The sequence below is a fragment of the Gaoshiqia hydrogeniformans genome (assembly GCF_049347105.1).
Lineage (GTDB): Bacteria > Bacteroidota > Bacteroidia > Bacteroidales > Prolixibacteraceae > Gaoshiqia > Gaoshiqia hydrogeniformans.
This window is the reverse complement of sequence record NZ_CP186334.1, coordinates 3,174,964-3,196,237: the sequence shown is the minus strand read 5'-3', so window position 1 is coordinate 3,196,237 and position 21,274 is coordinate 3,174,964. Positions and strand designations below refer to the sequence as shown.

The 21,274-nt window shown below is 39.1% G+C and carries 16 protein-coding genes; 8 read left to right on the top strand and 8 right to left on the bottom strand.

Annotation, left to right across the window (positions count from 1 at the left end):
- The first annotated feature begins 17 nt into the window (after positions 1-17).
- The gene (locus tag ACOIT5_RS13005) at positions 18-965 is read left to right on the top strand and encodes a LysR family transcriptional regulator (RefSeq protein WP_423126585.1); all 948 of its coding nucleotides are present in this window, start codon (positions 18-20) and stop codon (positions 963-965) included.
- Between the two features lie 307 nt (positions 966-1,272).
- On the opposite strand, the gene ACOIT5_RS13000 is transcribed toward ACOIT5_RS13005, so the two are convergent.
- The 3 genes from ACOIT5_RS13000 to ACOIT5_RS12990 all read right to left on the bottom strand — a co-directional run bounded on the left by ACOIT5_RS13000 (position 1,273) and on the right by ACOIT5_RS12990 (position 3,121).
- A complete protein-coding gene (locus ACOIT5_RS13000) occupies positions 1,273-1,401 on the bottom strand; it encodes a hypothetical protein (protein ID WP_423130617.1) in 129 nt (42 codons plus the stop codon).
- Positions 1,392-1,676, bottom strand: a complete 285-nt coding sequence (locus ACOIT5_RS12995) for a hypothetical protein (RefSeq protein ID WP_423126584.1) — start codon at positions 1,674-1,676, stop codon at positions 1,392-1,394. The genes ACOIT5_RS13000 and ACOIT5_RS12995 overlap by 10 nt, the downstream gene beginning before the upstream one ends.
- A gap of 434 nt (positions 1,677-2,110) precedes the next feature.
- A complete protein-coding gene (locus tag ACOIT5_RS12990; protein ID WP_423126583.1) occupies positions 2,111-3,121 on the bottom strand; it encodes an IS110 family transposase in 1,011 nt (336 codons plus the stop codon).
- A gap of 1,049 nt (positions 3,122-4,170) precedes the next feature.
- Here ACOIT5_RS12990 and ACOIT5_RS12985 point away from each other — a divergent pair.
- The 7 genes from ACOIT5_RS12985 to ACOIT5_RS12955 all read left to right on the top strand — a co-directional run bounded on the left by ACOIT5_RS12985 (position 4,171) and on the right by ACOIT5_RS12955 (position 17,104).
- On the top strand, positions 4,171-4,761 hold the full coding sequence (locus tag ACOIT5_RS12985) for an RNA polymerase sigma-70 factor (RefSeq protein ID WP_423130616.1): 591 nt from the start codon (positions 4,171-4,173) through the stop codon (positions 4,759-4,761).
- A gap of 307 nt (positions 4,762-5,068) precedes the next feature.
- The gene (locus ACOIT5_RS12980) at positions 5,069-5,974 is read left to right on the top strand and encodes a FecR family protein (protein ID WP_168136386.1); all 906 of its coding nucleotides are present in this window, start codon (positions 5,069-5,071) and stop codon (positions 5,972-5,974) included.
- Between the two features lie 132 nt (positions 5,975-6,106).
- A complete protein-coding gene (locus ACOIT5_RS12975) occupies positions 6,107-9,559 on the top strand; it encodes a TonB-dependent receptor (RefSeq protein WP_423126582.1) in 3,453 nt (1,150 codons plus the stop codon).
- A 22-nt stretch (positions 9,560-9,581) separates the two neighbouring features.
- Positions 9,582-11,327 (top strand): RagB/SusD family nutrient uptake outer membrane protein, encoded by a 1,746-nt coding sequence (locus ACOIT5_RS12970; protein ID WP_423126581.1) that lies wholly within the window; start codon positions 9,582-9,584, stop codon positions 11,325-11,327.
- A gap of 83 nt (positions 11,328-11,410) precedes the next feature.
- Positions 11,411-13,924, top strand: a complete 2,514-nt coding sequence (locus ACOIT5_RS12965; RefSeq protein ID WP_423126580.1) for a glycoside hydrolase family 9 protein — start codon at positions 11,411-11,413, stop codon at positions 13,922-13,924.
- Positions 13,925-13,933: 9 nt separating this feature from the next.
- A complete protein-coding gene (locus tag ACOIT5_RS12960) occupies positions 13,934-15,190 on the top strand; it encodes an AGE family epimerase/isomerase (RefSeq protein WP_423126579.1) in 1,257 nt (418 codons plus the stop codon).
- Between the two features lie 291 nt (positions 15,191-15,481).
- Entirely contained in the window at positions 15,482-17,104 is a 1,623-nt protein-coding gene (locus ACOIT5_RS12955; RefSeq protein WP_423126578.1) for a hypothetical protein, read from the top strand.
- A gap of 166 nt (positions 17,105-17,270) precedes the next feature.
- Here the strand turns inward: ACOIT5_RS12955 and ACOIT5_RS12950 are convergent, their stop codons facing one another.
- The 5 genes from ACOIT5_RS12950 to ACOIT5_RS12930 form a co-directional block, all read right to left on the bottom strand.
- Positions 17,271-18,173: a relaxase/mobilization nuclease domain-containing protein gene (locus tag ACOIT5_RS12950; RefSeq protein WP_423126577.1), complete on the bottom strand. Its 903-nt coding sequence runs from the start codon at positions 18,171-18,173 to the stop codon at positions 17,271-17,273.
- Between the two features lie 9 nt (positions 18,174-18,182).
- A complete protein-coding gene (locus ACOIT5_RS12945; protein WP_423126576.1) occupies positions 18,183-18,551 on the bottom strand; it encodes a plasmid mobilization protein in 369 nt (122 codons plus the stop codon).
- Positions 18,552-18,764: 213 nt separating this feature from the next.
- On the bottom strand, positions 18,765-19,490 hold the full coding sequence (locus ACOIT5_RS12940) for a hypothetical protein (protein ID WP_423126575.1): 726 nt from the start codon (positions 19,488-19,490) through the stop codon (positions 18,765-18,767).
- 357 nt (positions 19,491-19,847) lie between these two features.
- Positions 19,848-20,198, bottom strand: a complete 351-nt coding sequence (locus ACOIT5_RS12935) for a helix-turn-helix domain-containing protein (protein WP_423126574.1) — start codon at positions 20,196-20,198, stop codon at positions 19,848-19,850.
- Between the two features lie 111 nt (positions 20,199-20,309).
- Positions 20,310-20,906: a hypothetical protein gene (locus tag ACOIT5_RS12930; protein ID WP_423126573.1), complete on the bottom strand. Its 597-nt coding sequence runs from the start codon at positions 20,904-20,906 to the stop codon at positions 20,310-20,312.
- Positions 20,907-21,274 lie beyond the last annotated feature (368 nt).

The window sequence follows — 21,274 nt, the reverse complement described above, 5'->3', positions numbered from 1 at the left end:
AGTTGTAATTATAATTCATGAATATCAATCAATTAAAATACTTTATTGAATTGGCCCGGAACAAAAGTTTCTCGAAGTCGGCCAACCGGTTAAACATCAGCCAGCCGGCGCTGAGCCTTCAGATCCGGAAACTCGAAGAGGAATTCGAATACCAACTGATTGACCGAACCAAAAAGCCATTGGCGCTGACTGCCGAGGGCGAATTGTTTTATGAGAAAGCGCTAAAAATTATACAACTGGTAGAAGACCTGGGACAGTTAAGCCTCGAAATGGAGGAGCAGGTCGAAGGAACCCTTCGGATTGGCATCATTCCCACCCTAGCCCCTTACCTGACTCCCCTGTTTATCAAGCAACTAAACCGAAAATATCCCAAATTATTTCTCGACCTTACCGAATTAAATACCGAAGATATTATTAACCGGCTGACTTACAACGAACTGGATGCCGGAATCCTGTCGACCCCGCTGAAAGCGAAAAATATTGGTTTTGTTCCCCTGTTTTATGAACAGTTTTTTCTGTATGTGTCGGAGCATCATCATTTGTTCGCGCAGGATTCAGTCAAGCTCGAACTATTGCCCCGGAACGAGCTTTGGTATCTCCGGGAGGGAAATTGTTTTCAAAACCAGGTCAATTCGTTTTGCCGGATTCCCGACCCGAAAGACAGCGATCTCGCATTTCGCTATGTTTCGTACTCCATCGAATCGTTAAAGCGGATTGTTGAGAACCAGGGCGGCATGACCTTTATTCCTGAACTGGCCACCATCAACATCCCGTCGGACTATGAGAATATGATCAAAAAGATTGAAGGCGAAACTCCGGTCAGGGAGATCAGCGCCGCTTACCTGCGAACAACCGGGCTTAAAAAGCTGGTTCAGCTGCTGCTGAATGAAGTAGTCGACTGCATTCCTGCACGAATGAAACAAAAGCCGGATGTAAAACCGCTGGATACCCAACTGAGGCTATGATATTGAAAAAGCCCTGACCGAAAAAAATCGATCAGGGCCTTCTGTTATCTGTTATAATGATGAATTTATTTCACTTCTTCAAAAATAACCACACATGATTATCAGCTCTTTAGGAACTTATGGTACAAATATGACACAAAATAATCATTTATTTTTCTACGCCACATCGGTATCATTTCCGTTCTCCATGAAACAAAAATACTTAAGAAAAACCGGAATGCCATAATTTTAGTTTCAAATGATTTTATTTCGTTGATGAATATTTTGAAATAAAATTTCGGAACCTGATGTAAAAGTCGAGCTTTACTTACATGCAACAATTTTTAAGAAGAGAAATTAACTTATTGCGGTCAAAAGGTTTGGCAAGATATCCATCGCAGCCGGCATTACGGACTTTTTCCTCATCGCCGGATGCAGCATGGGCAGTTACAGCAATAATGGGTAGTTCGGGTCTGAATTCCAGGTAGCAATACGACCTAGTCCAACAATATGGAGAAAAAATATGAAACCAATCAGAGAAAAAATGAAGGCAATTACTTTTCCAAAAAACTCAGCGAGTAATGGATTTTTAGTTCTAGGTTTTATACGTTTAGTGATAATACTTTTAAATAGCCATGAAATTAAAACAAAAACCAACAGGATTAAAAGCCCCAAACCAACCTGAGGGATGAACATTAAAAATGAATCAAGCAACTCATTTAAATCTTTCATTACAATGTATTTAATTCATAAATTTAAAAGTATTTTTTGTATTAAACTAATTTATGAGTGCAGCTTAATTATAGTCATTTGACAATCCATTTTTTTATATTTGGATTTGTTGATTAGCTTCTAAGTATAGAGAATCCGCTAATAAGGAAACTCCCAACAATAATTAATATTAAAGACTCATTCCCCGATCTCTATTCTTCACCTTATATTTCATAGCTGGTTCCTTTTTACGCCGATTAGTTCGCTCAATTAACCGATTTACATCCCTCGCCCATTGAGCTAACTGAAACTCGTCAATCATGGGTGAGGATATTTGCAGTTCTCTTTCAGCACTTTGAGAATGATGAAATCGTGGCCGCTCTTCAAATTCAGAAAGTCTTATCGGATAACGAACCGGACTTCCATTTTCATATACTCTAATAAATTACAAGTTTTTAAGCCACTTTTTTAGAGGAGCTGTTACTATTTTCTAATTCTCTCGGGTCAGGACAAACATAGTCCAGACTATATGGTGTTTTGTTCTTTACCACACTGTAAATTGTTCTAAGCATTTTGTTTGAAACATTATTCATTATTAGGTAATGAGGTTTTCCCTCAAGTTGTTTCTTTTGATAATACAGGCGGTATTCCGTGTTGTGTTTTACTGCCGATTTTGCCCCCATGTACAAGAGCGCTTTTAGTTTTCGGTCTGCAAATGGGCTTATTTTCCTTTTTCCAACCATTTTTCCAGATTCATTAGGGAATGGACACACACCTGCATAAGATGCTGCTTTACGAGCCGTATTAATGACTTCGAAGTTTCCCGTTTTGATTATCAAATCGGTTGTTATAACAGGGCCTACCCCTTTTATACTCACCGATAGCTCATAGTTCTCGTTAAGTTCATGATCAGCTTTTATAATGCCCTCTATTTCCTTTTCTACCTCGTTGATTTCTGCATCAAGGTTTGCCAAAGCCAGGTTTGTATGCCTTTTTACGCTAAGGCTCTGCATCGGGACATTCGAACGGCTATGCTCTCCCGTGCGTAAAATCTTACGGGACTTTACTAACTGGGAACGTAAAGAGTAAAGGGACTTTAATTCAACCATCTCTTCCCTGTCGTATTGTTTGAACACAAGTTTGTCATGAAAGCGTTCTCCGTACTCTCTTATCCTTCGAGCATCTACAGAGTCCGATTTCCCTTTCACCATTCCCAGGCTGTGCTTGATGGTGTAACCTGGAACTAAGGCTATTCTCAACCCTCTTTGATTGCTCAGAAAAACCAACATATCACTATAAGTTCCCGTGTTTTCTGCACACAGGACAGCATCGATTGGAACCGTTGCCAAAAACTTTGATATGCCATTTAACTTGTTCTTCACTTCCTTTTTTCTCTCTTGTCCGTTTTGGTCGATGTAGTTCACATCGAACTTTTCCATTGATAAATCAATTCCGTATACTTGCATAAACTTTTATTTATGCTCCGCATTGAGTGGCTGACATCGTGATAATGGGTTCTGCCCTAAATACTCTCTGGCTTTAACTCAATAATCTGCTGTGCTTAATATGAAACTTAGGTTTTTCCTATCTGTTTAATAAAGTTAGTGCAGCAGATGGAGCTTTTTCTATCGAAAGTAATTATCAGTTGTCATGTTCATTTATGTTATGTCTTTAAAGAGAGAATTATTCCATATCTCTCTTTAAAACTATCGAGTACAAACTAACGATCTGTTATTAAGACTACGTGTCCTCTGCCTGATCTCCGTACCTCTGCATTAAAAAGCTCCAGCGATTTATCGTAAAGTTGTTTTGTTGAGATGGATTCTATTTGGTTTAGCTGATAAAATAAACTCTCCAGGTTATGTTTGAGATTTCTGCTACCTGCAGAAAATTTCAGATTAGAAACTAATTGAAGTATACACAATTTGAGGTTTCTTTATCTTCAGTACTGGCTTGAAGCTGGAATCCTGATGATCGAGAATATAACCAACAGCTTTTTGAGCTAAACCGGAAGCCATTACGATGAACTTTTTATCACTCTTTAGCTTCTTTAACCAACCTAGAATGTAAGCAGTACTGTTTTCAGCTGTTATGTTTTTTGACTCCTCAATAACCACATAATAAACTACTTACACATACTACAACAAGGTAACAATCCTATAAAGAAAAGATTATTCCCCTAGATATAAAAAGACTCGAAGTTCGAGCATTTCCATTTTTCACCCCACTTATTGTATATAATACAATTTTTTATAATTTTGACTCCATAACGTGTAAGCATGTAAGGATCAAGAACGAAACTATCTGCGAAGCGTTAATAAACCAATACAAATAAACCTAATACGATGAACAAATTATTTCTACTATTTTGCTCGGTTGTACTATTACTGCCTTTTGCTCTCAACGCACAAGAATATAATCTGTCTTCTTCCGGCAATCTCCAAAAATGCCCTTCTTGATAGTAAAGCCAGGGCAACAATATTTGCCATTATGCTAAAACCAAAACTTAACTAAAATCGAAAATAAACGAGTCATATCCGGGATAAGAAACAGGGATCTGGTCATTTTTGAGGAACTGTTTTTTAATTATCATGGTCGACTGGTATTGTTTGCCAACAAGTTTCTTGGTGATATGCAGGTGTCACGCGATTTGGTACAGGATGCTTTCTTCGCTTTGTGGGAAAAAGCCGATCAATTTGAAATAAAGCAATCACCCAAAGCTTATTTATATCAAGCGGTTAAAAATAGTTGTTTGAATTACAACCGTCATCTATCAATTAAACAATCTGCTGAAGCTGAAATTCAAAACAAAATTTCGAAACTTGAAAAGCAGGTTTACAAAAATTCAGATAGCCCCTATTATAGTTTAATAGAGCTGGAACTTGAGGAAAAAATCAACGAAGTGATCGAAAGTATGCCCGATAAATGTCGTGAAGTTTTCAAGCTCAGCCGTTTCGAAAACCTGAAAAACAAAGAGATAGCAAAAAAGCTTAATATCTCTGTGAAAACAGTTGAAAAACATATTTCAAAGGCTCTCTTTATCCTTCGCTGCAATTTGGCAGATTATTTAGGAGTACTGTTGATGGTCTTAATTACAAAGCTTTGAAAGCGGGTTCAAAGCATAAAGTTCAAGGCTCTATAAAAAGGTACCATAAGCATCCCGTTTTCAATCTTCTTCTTTTGAACTATAAATAAAGAACCTCGCCCGGAACACTGCGCGAAACAAGGCTTTGAAAGAATCTGCTTTGAAGTTTTTAAAAAATATTGAAGAAAAGGTAGGGTTGTCAACAACTTAAGTGTCACAGTAATATACAATAGAAATAATGCAGGAAAAGCAATCTATAAAATCATTAATAATAGCAAAACTTGACGGTGAAATTAGTCTCCAGGAAAAAGAAAGGCTATACAACTGGATGGCAAAATCGAAAAAAAACACCCGCTATTATACCGAAATAAAAGACTTATGGGAAGCCTCTTTGGCCAATGCATCAGAAATTGCCAAAACTTCCCAAGAATGGGAACGCTTTAAAAACCGGATTGCTGCCCACCCAAACAACATAGAGAAAAGGTTACGCATAGTTACATGGACCAGGGTGGCAGCAATTTTGGCTTTAGGCTTACTAATTACCAATTTAGTTAAGCCTTATTTTAAACCAGCAGTGCCCGTTTATATGACTTCTATTGCACCGGCCGGATCAGTAGCACAAACCATTTTACCCGACGGAACAATGATATATTTAAATGCCGGCTCTGAAATAAAATACGATGTAAATGCAGAAAGTAATTTGCGTGAAGTGTTTATTGATGGCGAAGCTTGGTTTGATGTGGAACGGAACGAAGAAAAGCCTTTTATTGTACACACGCCCTATTACGACGTGAAGGTACTTGGAACCCAGTTTAATGTAAAAACCTATAAAGACGAGGAGACAGTTGTCACTACACTAGAAGAAGGTTCTGTTCAGGTGCTTTCAACCGAACAGTTCAAACTACAGCGAAACGTTGTTTTAAAACCCGGCGAACAATTGGCGTACAATAAAACCAATAAAAAACTCTATATCGAAGAAGTAGATACCCGCCTGTTTACCTCCTGGAAGGACAATAAGCTCATATTCCTGAATATGTCTTTTGCCGATCTGATAAAACTGTTGGAAAGAAAATTTGGGGTAAATATTGAAGTCATTGATAAAACGATCCTTGATGAACATTACACCGGAACAATTAAAAATGAAACCATCCTCGAAATCCTGAACATTATTCAACATACGCACCCAATAAAATACGAAATAAAAGGTCAAAAAATAATCATTCAAAAAAAATAGGAGGAAACATATGACATAAACTAAACCAGAACAAAACAAAAGCCGAAAGATGCGCTAACATCCAACGGCTTTGGAAATAAATTAAATGGTGCGCTAACACCAATAGTAATAATTTAATATCAAAGCAAATTTATGAAAAAAAAAGCTAAACCATGTTATCCGGGCACCGGATGGCATAAACTATTTCGAATTATGAAATTATCTGTGATTCTACTTTTTGTTGGCATGATGCAGGTAACGGCATCGGTTTATTCGCAAACAACAAAGTTATCGGTTGATGCCCATAATCAAAAAATTGTAGATGTACTAACAACTATCGAAGAGCAAAGTGAATTCCGGTTTTTTTATAAAAATGAACAAGTTGATGTTAACCGGAAAGTAAACGTAAACATGGAAGACAAGTTAGTGGAAGAGGTTCTTGATAATATTTTTGCGGGGACCGACGTAACTTACAAGTTTTTTGAGGATAAGTTAATCTTATTATCAAAAGAAGGTGAAATTGAAAAAGATGAAGAAATTCTGTCGCAACAACAAAAGACTGTTTCAGGATCTGTTAAAGATGAAACCGGTGAGCCATTGCCAGGAGTAACTGTTATAATAAAAGGTACTACACAAGGAACGGTTACAGACATGGATGGTAGTTATAACCTCCCAAATATCCCTGAGAATGCTACGCTCATATTCTCGTTTGTAGGGATGACAACCCAGGAAATTTTTGTGGGCAATCAATCTACTGTAAACGTTACGTTAAAAGTTGATGCAATCGGCATCGAAGAAGTTGTAGCAATTGGATATGGAACCGTTAAGAAGAGTGATGTAACCGGATCTGTGATTTCAGTTGATTCGGAAGATATGATGAAACGAAATCCGGTTAACATCGGACAAGGATTACAGGGAGTTGCTGCCGGAGTATCAGTAATCCGCAATTCAGGCGATCCTTCAGGCGATGCTACGATTCGTATTCGTGGTGTTGCTACTGTTAATAACTCTGCCGATCCGCTATTTGTGGTTGACGGCATGCAAGTTGGCTCAAGTATCGAGTTTCTTAATCCAAACGATGTAAAATCAATAGAAGTTTTAAAAGATGCCTCTGCAACTGCCATTTATGGTGCCCGGGGTGCAAATGGGGTAATTCTTATTACCACGAAAAAAGGATCGAACGGACCTACCAATATTAAGCTGACAGCAAATTTTGGCGTACAAACACTCGCCAATAAGTTAGATATGATGAATGCAGAACAGTTTGTTAAAGCAGCACGACAGGCAGCCGCAAACGATGGAAATATATTAACAAACGATGCATGGATTAACTATGATAAAGAGCTGAATAGTATTGACTGGCAGGACGAAATGACTCAGGTAGCCCTGCAACAGAATTACAATGTAAATGTTTCCGGGGGAAGTGAAAGCACTCAGGCACTTATGTCGGTGGGCTATTTAAATAACGATGGAATTATTATTAATTCCAACTTCAAACGTATTACAGCCCGTGCCAATATCGATCATAAAATAAAAGATTTTATTCGTACAGGCATTAACCTTTCTTTCATGCGTAATGAGCGTTATGGTGGCGGCAACCTTCAGAACTATGCGGCTATCATTCCAACAATGGACGACGTTGACGAGAACGGAAACTTACTAAATGTTCCGGTTCAATACCCAGATGGGACCTGGGGCCATTTTAAACGCGAAGGTAACGGCGACACCAATAAAGGACAGGACAATCCGGTTGCGCAGGCAGAAACCCGCGACAGTAAGAACTATAGCAACAGATTGGTTACAAATGCTTATCTGGAATTTGATATTGCAGAAGGTCTTGTATTTAAAACAATTGGAGGTTTAAACTATTCTGGTGGTTCCTATCATGGTTATAATATGAAACATGACCGCACCTATTTGTCAATAGACCGACCTGATGGGTTCAATATATCACAGTATCAAAACATTTCATATTCAGTGGAAAGTTACCTGACTTACGATATTAAAATTGACAACAAACATCGCTTAAACCTTATGGCCGGACACTCTGTATCAAAATATGTACCGCAGGACATCAATGCCAGTGCACTGGATTTCCCTGCCGAAACAATACGGAGAATAGAACTGACAAATAACACAAGCTCAATTAACGCTGGTGGAGGATTGGGAAGAGAATCGCGTGGCCAATCGTTTTTTGGGCGGGTAAATTACTCCTTACTGGACCGTTATTTATTCACAGCCACAGTTCGTAAAGACGGATCATCAAATTTTGGAGCCGGTAACCGTTACGGAACTTTTCCTTCAGCTTCGTTAGCCTGGCGTTTAACCGAAGAAAATTTTATGAAGGATAGTGACTTATTCAGTAACATAAAATTACGTTTGGGTTGGGGACAAACCGGTAACGCAGGTAATTCTACAAACCTTTCGGTTGATCAGCTGTCTTCAAACAGAATCGCTTATTATCATTTTGTGGATGGTAGCGAATCTATTGCTCCGGGTCTTGCTCAGGTTCGAGAGATAGACACCAATTTAAAATGGGAAACCAACGAACAAACCAATATCGGTTTGGATTTAGGTTTTCTGGATAATGGCCTCAATTTTTCATTTGATTATTTTATCAGAGATGCGAAGGATCTGTTATTAAACCGTCCGTTACGTCCTTCAACCGGATATATTGATATATACACAAATGCCGGACACATAAGAAACTCAGGATTTGAGTTTATGGCATCCTATCAAAAACAGATGGGAGACTGGGATATAAATATCCGGCTAAACGGTGCAACACTTAAAAATGAGGCAATTGATGTTGGTAACGATATCTACTTTAACGAAGATGTTGCAGATGGCGATTATTGGGATCGCTACTCGTTAACCAGAAACGGCTATCCTGTGGGATCATTTTATGGCTGGCGTGTTGACGGAATTTTCCAAAACCAAAGCGAAATTGACGCCTTGAATGCAAACGTTGATCCTGAAAACAATAGTGGCTATTATCAATCAGCAAGCACGCAACCAGGCGATTATAAATACAAAGACCTTAACGATGACGGATGGATTGGCGATCAGGACAGGGAAATCATTGGTGATGGTTACCCTACACTTAATTTTGGATTGAACCTTATTTTAGCTTATAAAAACTGGGACCTTAATTTATCGGCTTATGGAGTTTTAGGACAGGAAATTTTGTCTTATGCCTATAAAAACCAAACAAGTATGTACATAGCCGCAGGAGGTTATCGAAATGTTCTTGTTGACTATGCACAAAACGCATGGTCCGAAAACAATAAGAATAATGAATATCCGCGACTTACAAAACAGGATGCCAACCACAACGGACAGGTTTCAGATGCTTTTATTAAAAACGGAGACTTTTTAAAAGTTCAAAACCTTCAGGTAGGTTATACATTCCAGAAAAGCAATATTCAAGGCCTGAAAATGGAAAATCTGCGCTTATTTGCTAGTATTGAAAACCTGTTTACCATAACCGGTTATGATGCCGGAGATCCGGAAATTGGTACAAGCAAAGTATTACAAACAGGTTTTGACGGCGGTCGTTATCCATTTCCTCGTACATACGTATTCGGACTTAGTTTAGGTTTCTGATAACATTCTTAAAAAATAAATTATGAAACGAGCATATAAAATAATTACATCTAAGAGCGTAATTAAAACAAGCGAGTTCCATACTATACCTTTTAAAATAAACAATTTTAATAGTATGAAAAAAATATATAAATATATAATTAGCTTATCACTACTGGCTGGGTTATTTTCTTGTAGTAATGATTTTCTGGAAATCGATCATTACGATATTCTCGAACCCTCTGCAATGTTTAGTAGTGAAGAAACGATACTTCAGGGATTAAACGGTGTTTACGATATGTTTTATCCTGAATGGCGCGATGCAACTGATGTTCAAAAAAGCTGGAACATTAAACCACAGCTTGCCTTCTCAAATTATCCGGCACTCGACTGTCAGGCATCCGGTTGGGATAATGAATTTACGCGCCACGAATGGCGGGCCGATAAAGATATGTTCTACGAAGGTTGGAAACAAGCCTACAAAGCCATTGACCGTGCAAACCGTTTTCTTTCAAATTTAGAAGTTACAGACCCTTCTGTTTTTGAGGATGGGCAAAACACTAAAAGTATAATAGAGGCTGAATGTAAAGCAATCAGGGCTTTCTTTTACTCGTGGTTGGCGCAAAATTTTGGCCGTATCCCAATGTTAGTGCCGGGCGAAACGTATTCAACTTCTCCGAGCAAACCTCGTGCAGAAAGTACAGAAGGAACCTGGGCATTAATTATTGAAGATTTCGATTTTGCGGCGAAAACATTAGACTGGCAACCTTGGAATGATCAATACGGAAGAATTACCAGAGGAATGGCAAAAGCCTATCTCGCACAAGCGTATATGTATGTTGATCGTTTTGATGACGCCAAAACCGAGTTAAAAGATATTATCGACAGCGACGTATATGCACTAAATCCTAGTTTCGGACAAATTCATATGGAAGATAATTTCTGGGATTCTGAAAGTGTTTGGGAGGTTTCTTATCCTCATTTCGGGAACCTGAACTGGGGGGCAGATGGACAAACCGACGCTTTATGGTGGCCCACCTATTTAACAGCTAGTCCTGAATATGGTGGCTGGGGATCACTTTATGTTTCTCACGAGTTTTGTAAATCTTTTGAAGACGGAGATAAAAGATTAAAATATTCAGTTGTTCAGAAGGGGGAAATCCACCCATTTACCGGACAAACAATTGGAGCCAGTGCAGGATTTGAAGGTGATTTTGTCTCTTCAGAGCGAATGCCAAATAATTTTAGTATTAAACTTTGGAAAAGGAAACCGGGTAGCGATGGTATTGTTATGAATCCGATTTCAGCAAAATGGATGCGCTATTCGGCTGTGCTGTTAAATTATGCTGAATGTTGTTTTGAAACAGGTGAAGCCTCAACAGGATGGTCTTACATTAACCAGATTCGTAACCGCGCATGGGGAAATCTCGAAGTTGAGCTAAGCCAGGGAGATTACCCGATTGAATATAATACTGATGTAGTTGATGTACCCGAAGCAGAAAGTTATTATCAATCATACAAAACTCAAAAAGGATATACCTCGGATGTTTGGAAAGTAGCAATAACAATCGAGCGCCGACATGAATTCTTAGCTGAATATTCGTTCTGGTACGACTTGTGCCGGACAAACATGGCCGAAGAATTTTTGAATAATGAATATCCGAAAAATGAAGGTTATACTCAACGGAGTTTCGATTTTAATCCAAACCGTATGCTCTACCCTATTCCTACCGATGAAATCATTAAAAATGACGAAATCAGCCAGGAAGATCAAAATCCTGGTTACTAAATGAATAATGCGATGAAATAATAAAACTATCTTAAAGAGAAAATTCTCTTTAAGATAGTTTTAAATAATTATAAAAAATGAATATGAACAAACTATTCTTTATATTATACCTGTTTAGTTTACTATGTGTAAATAATCTTAGAGCACAGGAATTTAAATTAACGTCATCCGGTTATTTTCAAAATAACGGAGTTGATGTAATGGCTTTCGATGACATCTATCCTGAAGGACACCAGGGAGGTGTCTCTTTAATTATGCACGGAAACCGTGTGGCAACAAACGGTGATATTCGATTGGAGCCCACCCCTGGACAGTGGCAACCTGTTCCGAAACAAAGAGACCGGAAGCTTGACCCGACGACGAATACAATTACCGCGTCGTTAAGTTACCCTGATTCTTCACGGCACGTTACGGGCTTCAATCCGATCATCTATCCTGACCTGGTATTTAATTATAAAGTTAATGTAGTTGGAAAAGGTGGTTCGGTTATCGTAACTGTTGACTTAGACCGGCCAATCCCTCAGGAATATATTGGTAAAGTAGGTTTTAACATGGAGCTTTTCCCCGGAACCTTGTTCGGGAAACCCTGGATTATGGACGATATGACAGGGATTTTTCCGCAACAACCTAACGGGCCAACGCGTTACGAACCGTCTAATCATAAACATCAGGGCAATTTTAATCCTGATGGAGAAGCTTCTGTAGAACAGCTCGCCGGAAACGGATACAGCCCGATAATTGCAGATGATATCGTATCTGAACCTTATGCAGTTGGGCATAACTTTGTAGTTCGTCCTGATGATCCTTACAATAAATTCACCATTGAAAGTAAAGGAACGGAGTTGAAACTCTATGACGGAAGAATGAATCACAACAATGGATGGTTCGTTGTCAGAAGTGAAATTTCTGCAGGTAAAACCAAAGAAGTTGTTAAGTGGGTGATTACACCAAATGTAGTAAACGACTGGCACTATAAACCTGTTGTACAAACTTCTCAAATTGGTTACCAAACCAATCAACAGAAAGTTGCTATTATTGAACTCGACAAAAGAGAAATTAAACGTGAAACCCCTACCCTGGTGCAAATTACGGATTCAGGTGAAAAGGAAATATTGAAAGTTGCCGGAGAAGAATGGGGGCAATTTCTTCGCTACAATTACCTGAAATTTGATTTTTCTAAGATTAAAAAAGCCGGACTTTACCAGGTTCGTTATGGGAATTCTGTTTCTTCGGTTTTTCGAATTGCCGACGACATTTATGACCGGGGTGTTTGGCAACCTGTATTAGAATATTTCTTACCGGTTCAAATGTGTCACATGCGTGTAAACGAGAAATACCGGGTTTGGCATGACGAATGTCATTTGGACGATGCCCGCATGGCTCCGGTTAATTTTAACCACATTGACGGCTATGCACAAGGACCTTCAACTCTTACAGATTATAGTCCGGGAGATGTTGTTCCGGGCTTAAACATCGGTGGCTGGCACGACGCAGGCGACTTTGATCTTCGTGTTGAATCTCAAGCCGGAGAGTCTTACATTTTAGCACTGGCATACGAAGCTTTTAATGTGAACTACGATGTCACTTCCATTGATCAAAATAAACACCTTACTGAAATTCATCAACCCGACGGTAAAAACGACCTGCTACAACAAGTTGAAAACGGAGTACTTACTGTTGTTGGCGGATACCGTTCTCTGGGTCGACTTTACCGCGGAATTATATGTAATGGCCTGCGCCAATATGTAATGCTGGGCGATGCTTCGGCCATGACCGATAATAAAATTGGAAATGAAGATGACCGTTGGGTATTTACGGAAGACAATCCTCGCAGGGAATTAACAACGGCTGCCCAAATGGCTGCTGCTTCACGTGTATTAAAAGGATTCAACGATACACTAAGCACACAAGCTCTTCATTGTGCAAGAGCTTTGTTCGACGTTACCGAAATGGACGGACGTTCTAAGTCGGCCAAAGTTCATGCAGCTGCCGAACTTTACCTGACTACCAGTGATGATAAATACAAAAATTATCTGCTTTCTGAAACTGAATTTATTACTCAGGCGATCAGCTCGGTTGGCTGGTATATTGGCCGTGCTGAAAAAAAGATCAACGATGCAGACTTTACAAAAGCATTGCGTGAGGCAATGATCACATTGCGCAATGAGATTGAGGAACAAGGCACAGAAACACCTTATGGCATTCCTTATCGTCCTCATATTTGGGGAGCCGGATGGAATATTCAAGCATTCGGTTTTAATCAATATTTCCTACATACCTCTTATCCTGATATCTTCAAATCAGAATACATTTACAATGCTCTGAATTTTATTTTAGGCTGTCATCCCGGTTCGAATACCTCTTCCTTTGCTTCAGGAGTTGGAGCCCGTTCTGCTACCGTTGGATATGGATTAAACCGTGCTGACTGGTCTTATATTCCGGGCGGAGTGGTTTCGGGAACGGCACTTATCCGACCCGATTTCCCTGAGTTACTGGAATTTCCATATTTATGGCAACAGGTAGAATATGTACTAGGAGGTGGCTCTTCGCATTATATGTTTTTGGTTTTAGCTGCTCAGCAATTACTTGATGAATAAAAAGCAGCAATGAAAAAAGTATTAATCATATTCATAGGTTTTACTGTGCAGATGTTTTCATTAGCATCTGCACAGGTTGCTACCAACAAGAAAGTATCCGGGTTGGTGAGTGAATCGGTACAGGATTTAAAACACAATACACTTCCTTTCTGGGAAAAGAATACACCAGATCCCTCCGGAGGTTTTTACGGCACGGTTTTAAACGATGGCACAGCTGTACCGGATGCTCCGAAAGGTGGTGTTTTGAATGCCCGCATTTTATGGACATTCTCGAAAGCTTATCAACTGTTTGGGAATGAAAATTACAAGGAATTAGCAGACAGAGCGCAAAGCTATTTTCTGATGAATTTTATCGATCAGGAATACGGGGGGACTTATTGGACGATAAATGCTGATGGTACCCCACTAAACGCAGAAAAACAAACCTATGCAATTGCCTATGCCATCTATGGACTAGCAGAACACTATCGGGCAATTGGTAACAAGGAAAGCTTAAAACAGGCAATCGAACTATACCGTACTCTGGAGAAAAGGGCTTTTGATCCTCTTAACGGCGGCTATATAGAATCTTTTTCTCGTAATTGGGAAACTCCCGAGCGTTTTGGTTATGATGGCTCTGGCATTGCAGCCAAAACCATGAATACACATTTACATGTTCTGGAAGCGTATACACTACTATACAAAGTATGGCCCGATAAGGAATTGAAAAAGCAATTAACCGGACTTATCAATTTGTTTTATGAAAAGATAATAGACCAAAAAACAGGACATCAAAAGCTTTTCCTTACTATGGAATGGGAAAACCTGGAACACATTGATTCGTACGGTCATGATATGGAACTTTCCTGGTTGCTTTTTGAATCTGCCGAAGCAATTAAAGATAAAACACTCATCCGCCGAACAGAAAAAATGGCTCTTAAGTTGGTAGATATTCAAATGAAAGAAGGCTGGAATCCGGATGGTTCATTACTTTATGAGAGAAATAACGGACAAATTCATGGAGGCTTGGAATGGTGGCCACAAGCCGAATCAGTTGTAGCTTTTTATAACGCCTGGCAAATTAGTGGAGATGAAAAATACCTCGATGCAGCGATAAAAACCTGGAGCTGGATAAAAAACAACTTAGTTGACACCAAATATGGAGGTTGGTACGGAGGTGTAGGCCCAGATGGCAAACCGAATTTAGTCCGACCAAAAGTTAGTTTATGGAAGTGTCCGTATCACAACAGCCGGATGGCCTTTGAACTGTTTCAAAGAACTCAATAATTTTCAATAAACTTATTATAAACCAATAAAAACCTAATTATGAAACAAATTTTCACTCTGATCATTTTGATCGGAATTACGCTTCTCTCGCAAGCGGGGAATTACAAAAGTTATAAAGTATCAGTTTATGTTCGGGCCTACGAGGTGGAAAAAATGAAAGACCTAAACTGGCTCGACTCCACCTGGACTATCATTTCTGATCAGGCAAAAATTGACAAGATTTACCTGGAAACACACCGCGACCTGTTAATCGTTCCGGACGAAACACTGGAACAGGCAAAAAAATATTTTTTGGACAAAGGTCTTGAAGTTGGAGGTGGAATTACTTATACAATTGATGAATCAAACAGTTTTGAAACCTTTTGCTATTCAAATCCTGAACATCGGGATATTGTACAACAAATTGCAGAACATACAGCCCGGCATTTTGATGATTTTATTCTTGACGATTTCTTTTTTACCAGCTGCAAATCGGATATTGAAATTGAAGCCAAAGGCGATATGAGCTGGACAGAATACCGCACAAAGCTAATGACCGAAGCAGGAATGGACCTGGTTATTAAACCTGCAAAAAAAATCAATCCAGATGTAAAAATCATTATCAAATACCCTAACTGGTATGATCATTTCCAGGGATTGGGTTTCGACCTGAGTAACGGACCGACAATGTTTGACGGCGTATGGACAGGCACCGAAACACGTGATCCCTCTTCGGCACAACACTTGCAAAATTATTTAAGTTATAACATCATTCGCTATTTCAACAACCTACGCCCAGGTTTTAACTTTGGAGGCTGGGTAGATTCTGGTGGTTCAGGCATGGGGATGGACCGCTATGCCGAGCAACTCTGGCTAACTATGTTTGCCAAAGCACCCGAAGTTATTTTGTTTGCCTACCACCAATTGCTCGGAACAGAATTACATACAGAAATACACCGAACTCCCTGGCAGGGAATGGGAACCAGCTTCAATTATGATGAAATGATGAAACCTGTTCAAACGCCAAATGGAAAAACCATCACCCCATCAACTATTGCGCGGGTTGCCGGTGTAGCTTTGCAACAAGTTGATGATGTTGTAAGCAAATTAGGAAATCCTGTTGGCATCAAATCATATAAACCGTTCCATTCGCTGGGCGACGATTTCTTGCAAAACTATCTTGGTATGATAGGACTTCCGATGGATATGTACTCAGATTTCCCAACCGACCAGCAGGTTGTTTTACTTACCGAACAAGCCAAATACGATCCGGACATTGTAAATAAAATGAAAAAACAACTCCATAAAGGAGGTGATGTAGTTATTACAAGTGCTTTGTTAAAAGCTATTCAGGAAGATATTGCTGACATTGCTGAATTACGTGCTTCGGATTTAAAAGCCCTTGTGAATGATTTTGGATATGCAGGAGAAATTTATAAAGATATTCTTATCACCCAAGTTAAGTATCAGACTAACGATGCCTGGGAAATAGTAAGTGCCGGCAGACCGTTAAAAGGAGGAGTAAGTGGTTACCCAATGTTACTCAGGGCGAAGTATTCCAAAGGTAACCTTTATGTACTAACAATTCCCGACGACTTTGGCAACCTGTATGATCTTCCTGCAGGCGTGCTAAATACCTTCAGACAAGTTTTAAGCAAAGATTTAGGTATGTATATTGAAGGACCATCGAAAGTTGGATTGTTTTTGTACGATAACAGTACTTTTATTGTAGAGTCATTTCGCGATGAACCGGTAACAATACAATTAGTGAGCTATGAAGATCTTTCTGAGATTAAAGATTTGGTCAGCGGGATTAAACTTGAAAAAATACAGGAGGACAATTCCGTACAAAACCGATGGAGAAATCCCCGGGAGACCTATAAATTTCGTATTACACTGATGCCCCATTCGTACAAAGTATTTAGAAAATATTAAATGCTGAGATTTGATGTTTGGCAGAAAAGTTCGCTGTCAAACATCACCTTGGTTTTTATTCCATATGATGAACAGCTTTTATCGTGTATGATGATTACTCATGAACTTGTAGATTTAGCATCCCTCACAGAGAAGGTGCTGATCGCCTTTTTTGGTATCTCAATTATTAACGACTCATTCCCCTACCTCTGTTTTTCACTTTATATTTCATAGTTGGTTCCTTTTTTCGTCTGTTACTTCGCTCAATTAATCGATTTACATCCCTCGCCCATTGCGCCAAATGAAACTCGTTGATCATGGGAGAAGCAACTTGCTGCTCCTGTTCAGCACTTTGAGAATGATGAAATCGAGGTCTTTCTTCAAATTCCGAAAGCCTGATCGGGTAACGAATTGGATTTCCAATTTCATCAGTAACAAAAACTACATGCCCCCTTCCCGATCTCCTTACCTCCACATTAAAAAGCTCCAGCGATTTATCGTAAAGCTGTTTAGTCGAGATAGATTCAATCTCGTTTAGCTGATAAAATAAAATCTCCAGGTTCTGTTTCAGATTTCTGCTTCCTGCAGAAAATTTTAAATTAGCTTGTACCTGGTTCTGCTCTTTGGTGAGATCATACTTTTGTTCCAGAGATTTGATGAAACGTTGCGTTTTCTCCTTCTCATAATTGTCCTTGATCTTCTTCCCGGTCTGGCAATCAATTCGTGTGGAAACGATATGAAAGTGTGTCCGGTCAATGTCTGAATGTTTGTAAACAAAGTATGGTTGATTACCATAACCCAAATGTTCCATCAGGTTTCCGATTTCGGTGCGGATTCCTTTATCTCCCAACTTCACCAAATCCGTTACTGTTGGATTTACAGAAATATGTAAGCCTTTCTTTTTCACCCGTGTGTTTCGCTCCTCAATCTCTTTCAGAATATTCAGCCGATCATGTTTTGTTCCGGCAAAAGGATTTATGGTTGGTGTATTGCCGCTTTTATAAAAGTGTGCCTTTTTCTGTTGTACTTTCTTTTCGTTGTAAAACAAAGCATTTTGAGTATTGCCCGATTGATGGATTACGATGACCATAGTAAAAATTTAGCGCAGGTGTTTTTGTAAAAAAGCCAGGCATTGCATCATCATCTGAAAAGCCTGTTTTAGTAAGTGTCGGTCATTATCTCCAACATTGTATGTAGAAAATGAATTCATTTTTTTAGAAAGCTGGTTCAGGTTCACTCCAATCCTATTCAATTCATAGTCCAGATTGTTCAACCGATCTTTTGTCTCCGAATCTAAGTGAACTTCCTTCTTTACTGATCTCCGAAATATGGCATAGCGAATATAATCACTCCGGCAGCCAAACTTCCCGGTACGCACCAAACTATCCAATCGCTGCTTTTCTTCTTTCGTAAGAAGCAGCCGGATGATCTCGGTTCGTTTTTCGTGCTCCGGTAATTTTGGTCGCATAATTTCCTTGCGTTTTGCTTTTTGGGGAGGGGACTGCAAGTTGGTTTGGTCAAAACCAGGGGCTCCTGCCAGACAAGATACCGAAGGTTTTTATGGTAATAAAAACACATCTTGCAGTCCCCTCCCCCGTAGTTATTTCTTAGTGATTTTCGAGGTCTTATCAGGTCGGGGAATTCCCAAATTGTAATCCTGAAAAAGTCAATTGTTGCTGAATTATTTTCTTCTGCTTTCTCCCTTCATAGTGATAAAATTGAACATGGTTTTTAATCGGTCACCAATCATTCCACCGTAAAATTCATCGGAAGAAAGGGTCTTAAACGTAAAATTTGAAGTGGCATGCGTTATGGTTTCGACATCACTTCTGAGACTTAATAATTCAGAAATTGGACGACTGATATTTCCGTAATCTATGACCGTTTTTGATTCCCGTCCGAATTCATCGATGATTAAAGGTCTTTTGACAAACATTTCCATGGACTGCTCTTTTATCTGCTCCTGGAGTTGAACGGATTTGACAAACCGAAGCACCGGATAATTCAAACTCAATTTTCTGACGATATGGTTATGAAGCATGGAATAGGTTTCGAGCAAAACTGTTTTGCCACATCCGTATTTTCCCTGCAATAACAATCCCTTTGCAAGATCGCCGGTGAAAGAAGTATTGCCGGTAACGTACAAGTAAAGTTGTTTTATCACCGGTTCGTTGTATTTATCGATAACAAAATTCCGGTCCTGATTTCGTTGAGCCAGGCAGGTGTTCCCGAATGCTTTTATCAGGTTTTGAAATTCAGGATATTCAAAAGGAAAAATTAATCGGCGGCGACGCATCTTTTCTTTTTCACCGGCAATTATCTTTTGGGCATCGTCGAGCAATACATCACAGAATTTTTGCTTAGTCGAAATCACTTCCTGTGTGGACAAATCCTTTCCCTTTTCCATTCGTCTTTGTATTTGTATTATTGTCTTTAGTCTTTATATAGTAGGGTGTAGATCTAAGGTCAGACCTAAGTGTAGACCTAGGTGTCAGAATCTGATACTTAGTTTTAACCCTAAATCCACCCCCGGGAACATAGTTTAACAAGCCCGCTTCCTTCAATTGTCCCCGGGCCGATTTTAGTACCTGCAACGACATATTGGCATTAGCCGCCAGTCGTTTGTCAGCATATTCAATCCATTCCGGCCATCGTGATCGGTTGGCCACATGAAGCAAAAAGAAGTACAATCGGGTTTCATTTCCAGTAAAATTTAGCTGTTCATCCAATCGCCAGAAGTTGTTAATCAACTCAAACAGATTCATTATCCTCTCACTTGCGAACGCTTTCTGAATCCGGCTTTTGCTTCATTTTCGATCTCCTGTAGCGTTTTCTTTTTGCCATTGGTGATCCACTCGAGTAATTCGTCTTCGAAAAAGTAGAGTTGTTTTCCGTTTTTGTAACAAGGAATCATACGTTTGCGCACAAGCGTGTAAACGGTTGGTTTGGCTTTTTTGATGATCTTACACGCCTGATCAATTCCGATCGGAATACGTTTTTTGTTTTCAACGGGTGTCCGGCCCTTTTCAACCAGAACTTTTAATTCTGCCACTTCAGTAACCAGGTGGGCTACTGCTCTGGGTAAGTTTTCGAAAGAAATTTCATTGACATCCATAACTATGTTTTTTAATCGTTATGAAGCAAATAAAGCCAGTGTTTTTTCTGTGTCGCAAAAACACAGGATAAACACTTCAAAAACACAGGGAATGATGATTTTTATTTGTGCTTATTCTTTGGAAAGACTTTTCCGAATCTGAATGATACCTCTCTGCTCGTCATCTTTTAAATGCCGTTTGATGGTTTCTGTTTCCACATTACCAAGAATTGAGGGAAAGACGTTTTTTAGAAAGGCTGCCATTTGCAGCTGATTACCAATCCTGAAATGGTTCCAGATATTCCAGCCAAAATGATAAAGATCGATGCTGCTTAATTCGGTGACTTCTACCGATTGAATTTCATCGGTCAGCTTCTTTTCAGCATAGGATGTGATGTTCCGGGATAGCAGAACTAAATCCTTTTCGGAGGTATAGGCTGCAAAAACTGTTTGTGTGTATTTAACTGCAATAGCAATCTTATTATTTTCCTGATTTGTAATCAACTGTATTTGTTCGGTCCTGATTTTATCGATCCAGGCCGGATCATTAGCTTTTTCAGCGGGATCTTTTAACTGTTTCTTTTTAGGAAAAAATATTCTGGCTATTACGGTATAAAGATCCGTTAAAAAAATAGACAGCAGGACGTAAACGAGAACACCAAACAAAGTAACGGCTACAAAGACAATATTCGCCGTAAATTCATCTGCTCCAACACTTATTGCAAACATTCTTGCAAAAACACCCAATATGATACACGCCAGCAAAACGGATAAATAAATGACGATATTTTCAAAATATTTGGAGTGCATTTCTTTCTCAGCTGACTTCTCAGTGTGGAATTACAAACGTCCGTAATTCCATGGTTTTATTGAATCTAATTAATGATATGTGTTTCTAACTATTGCAAGTTAACAAATGAAAATTGAATCCAAAAGATGTATATGCATTTTGAGTGTTGTTACTCCATCCAATAAATAATACCTGAGAAACAAAAAATCTGAATTGATTTTATTTGAACAAATAAAACATTCCTCATAAGAAAAGAAAAAAGGGAAAAAAAGAAAAGAAAGCCGGATAGTTGACGGCCGTGGATAAA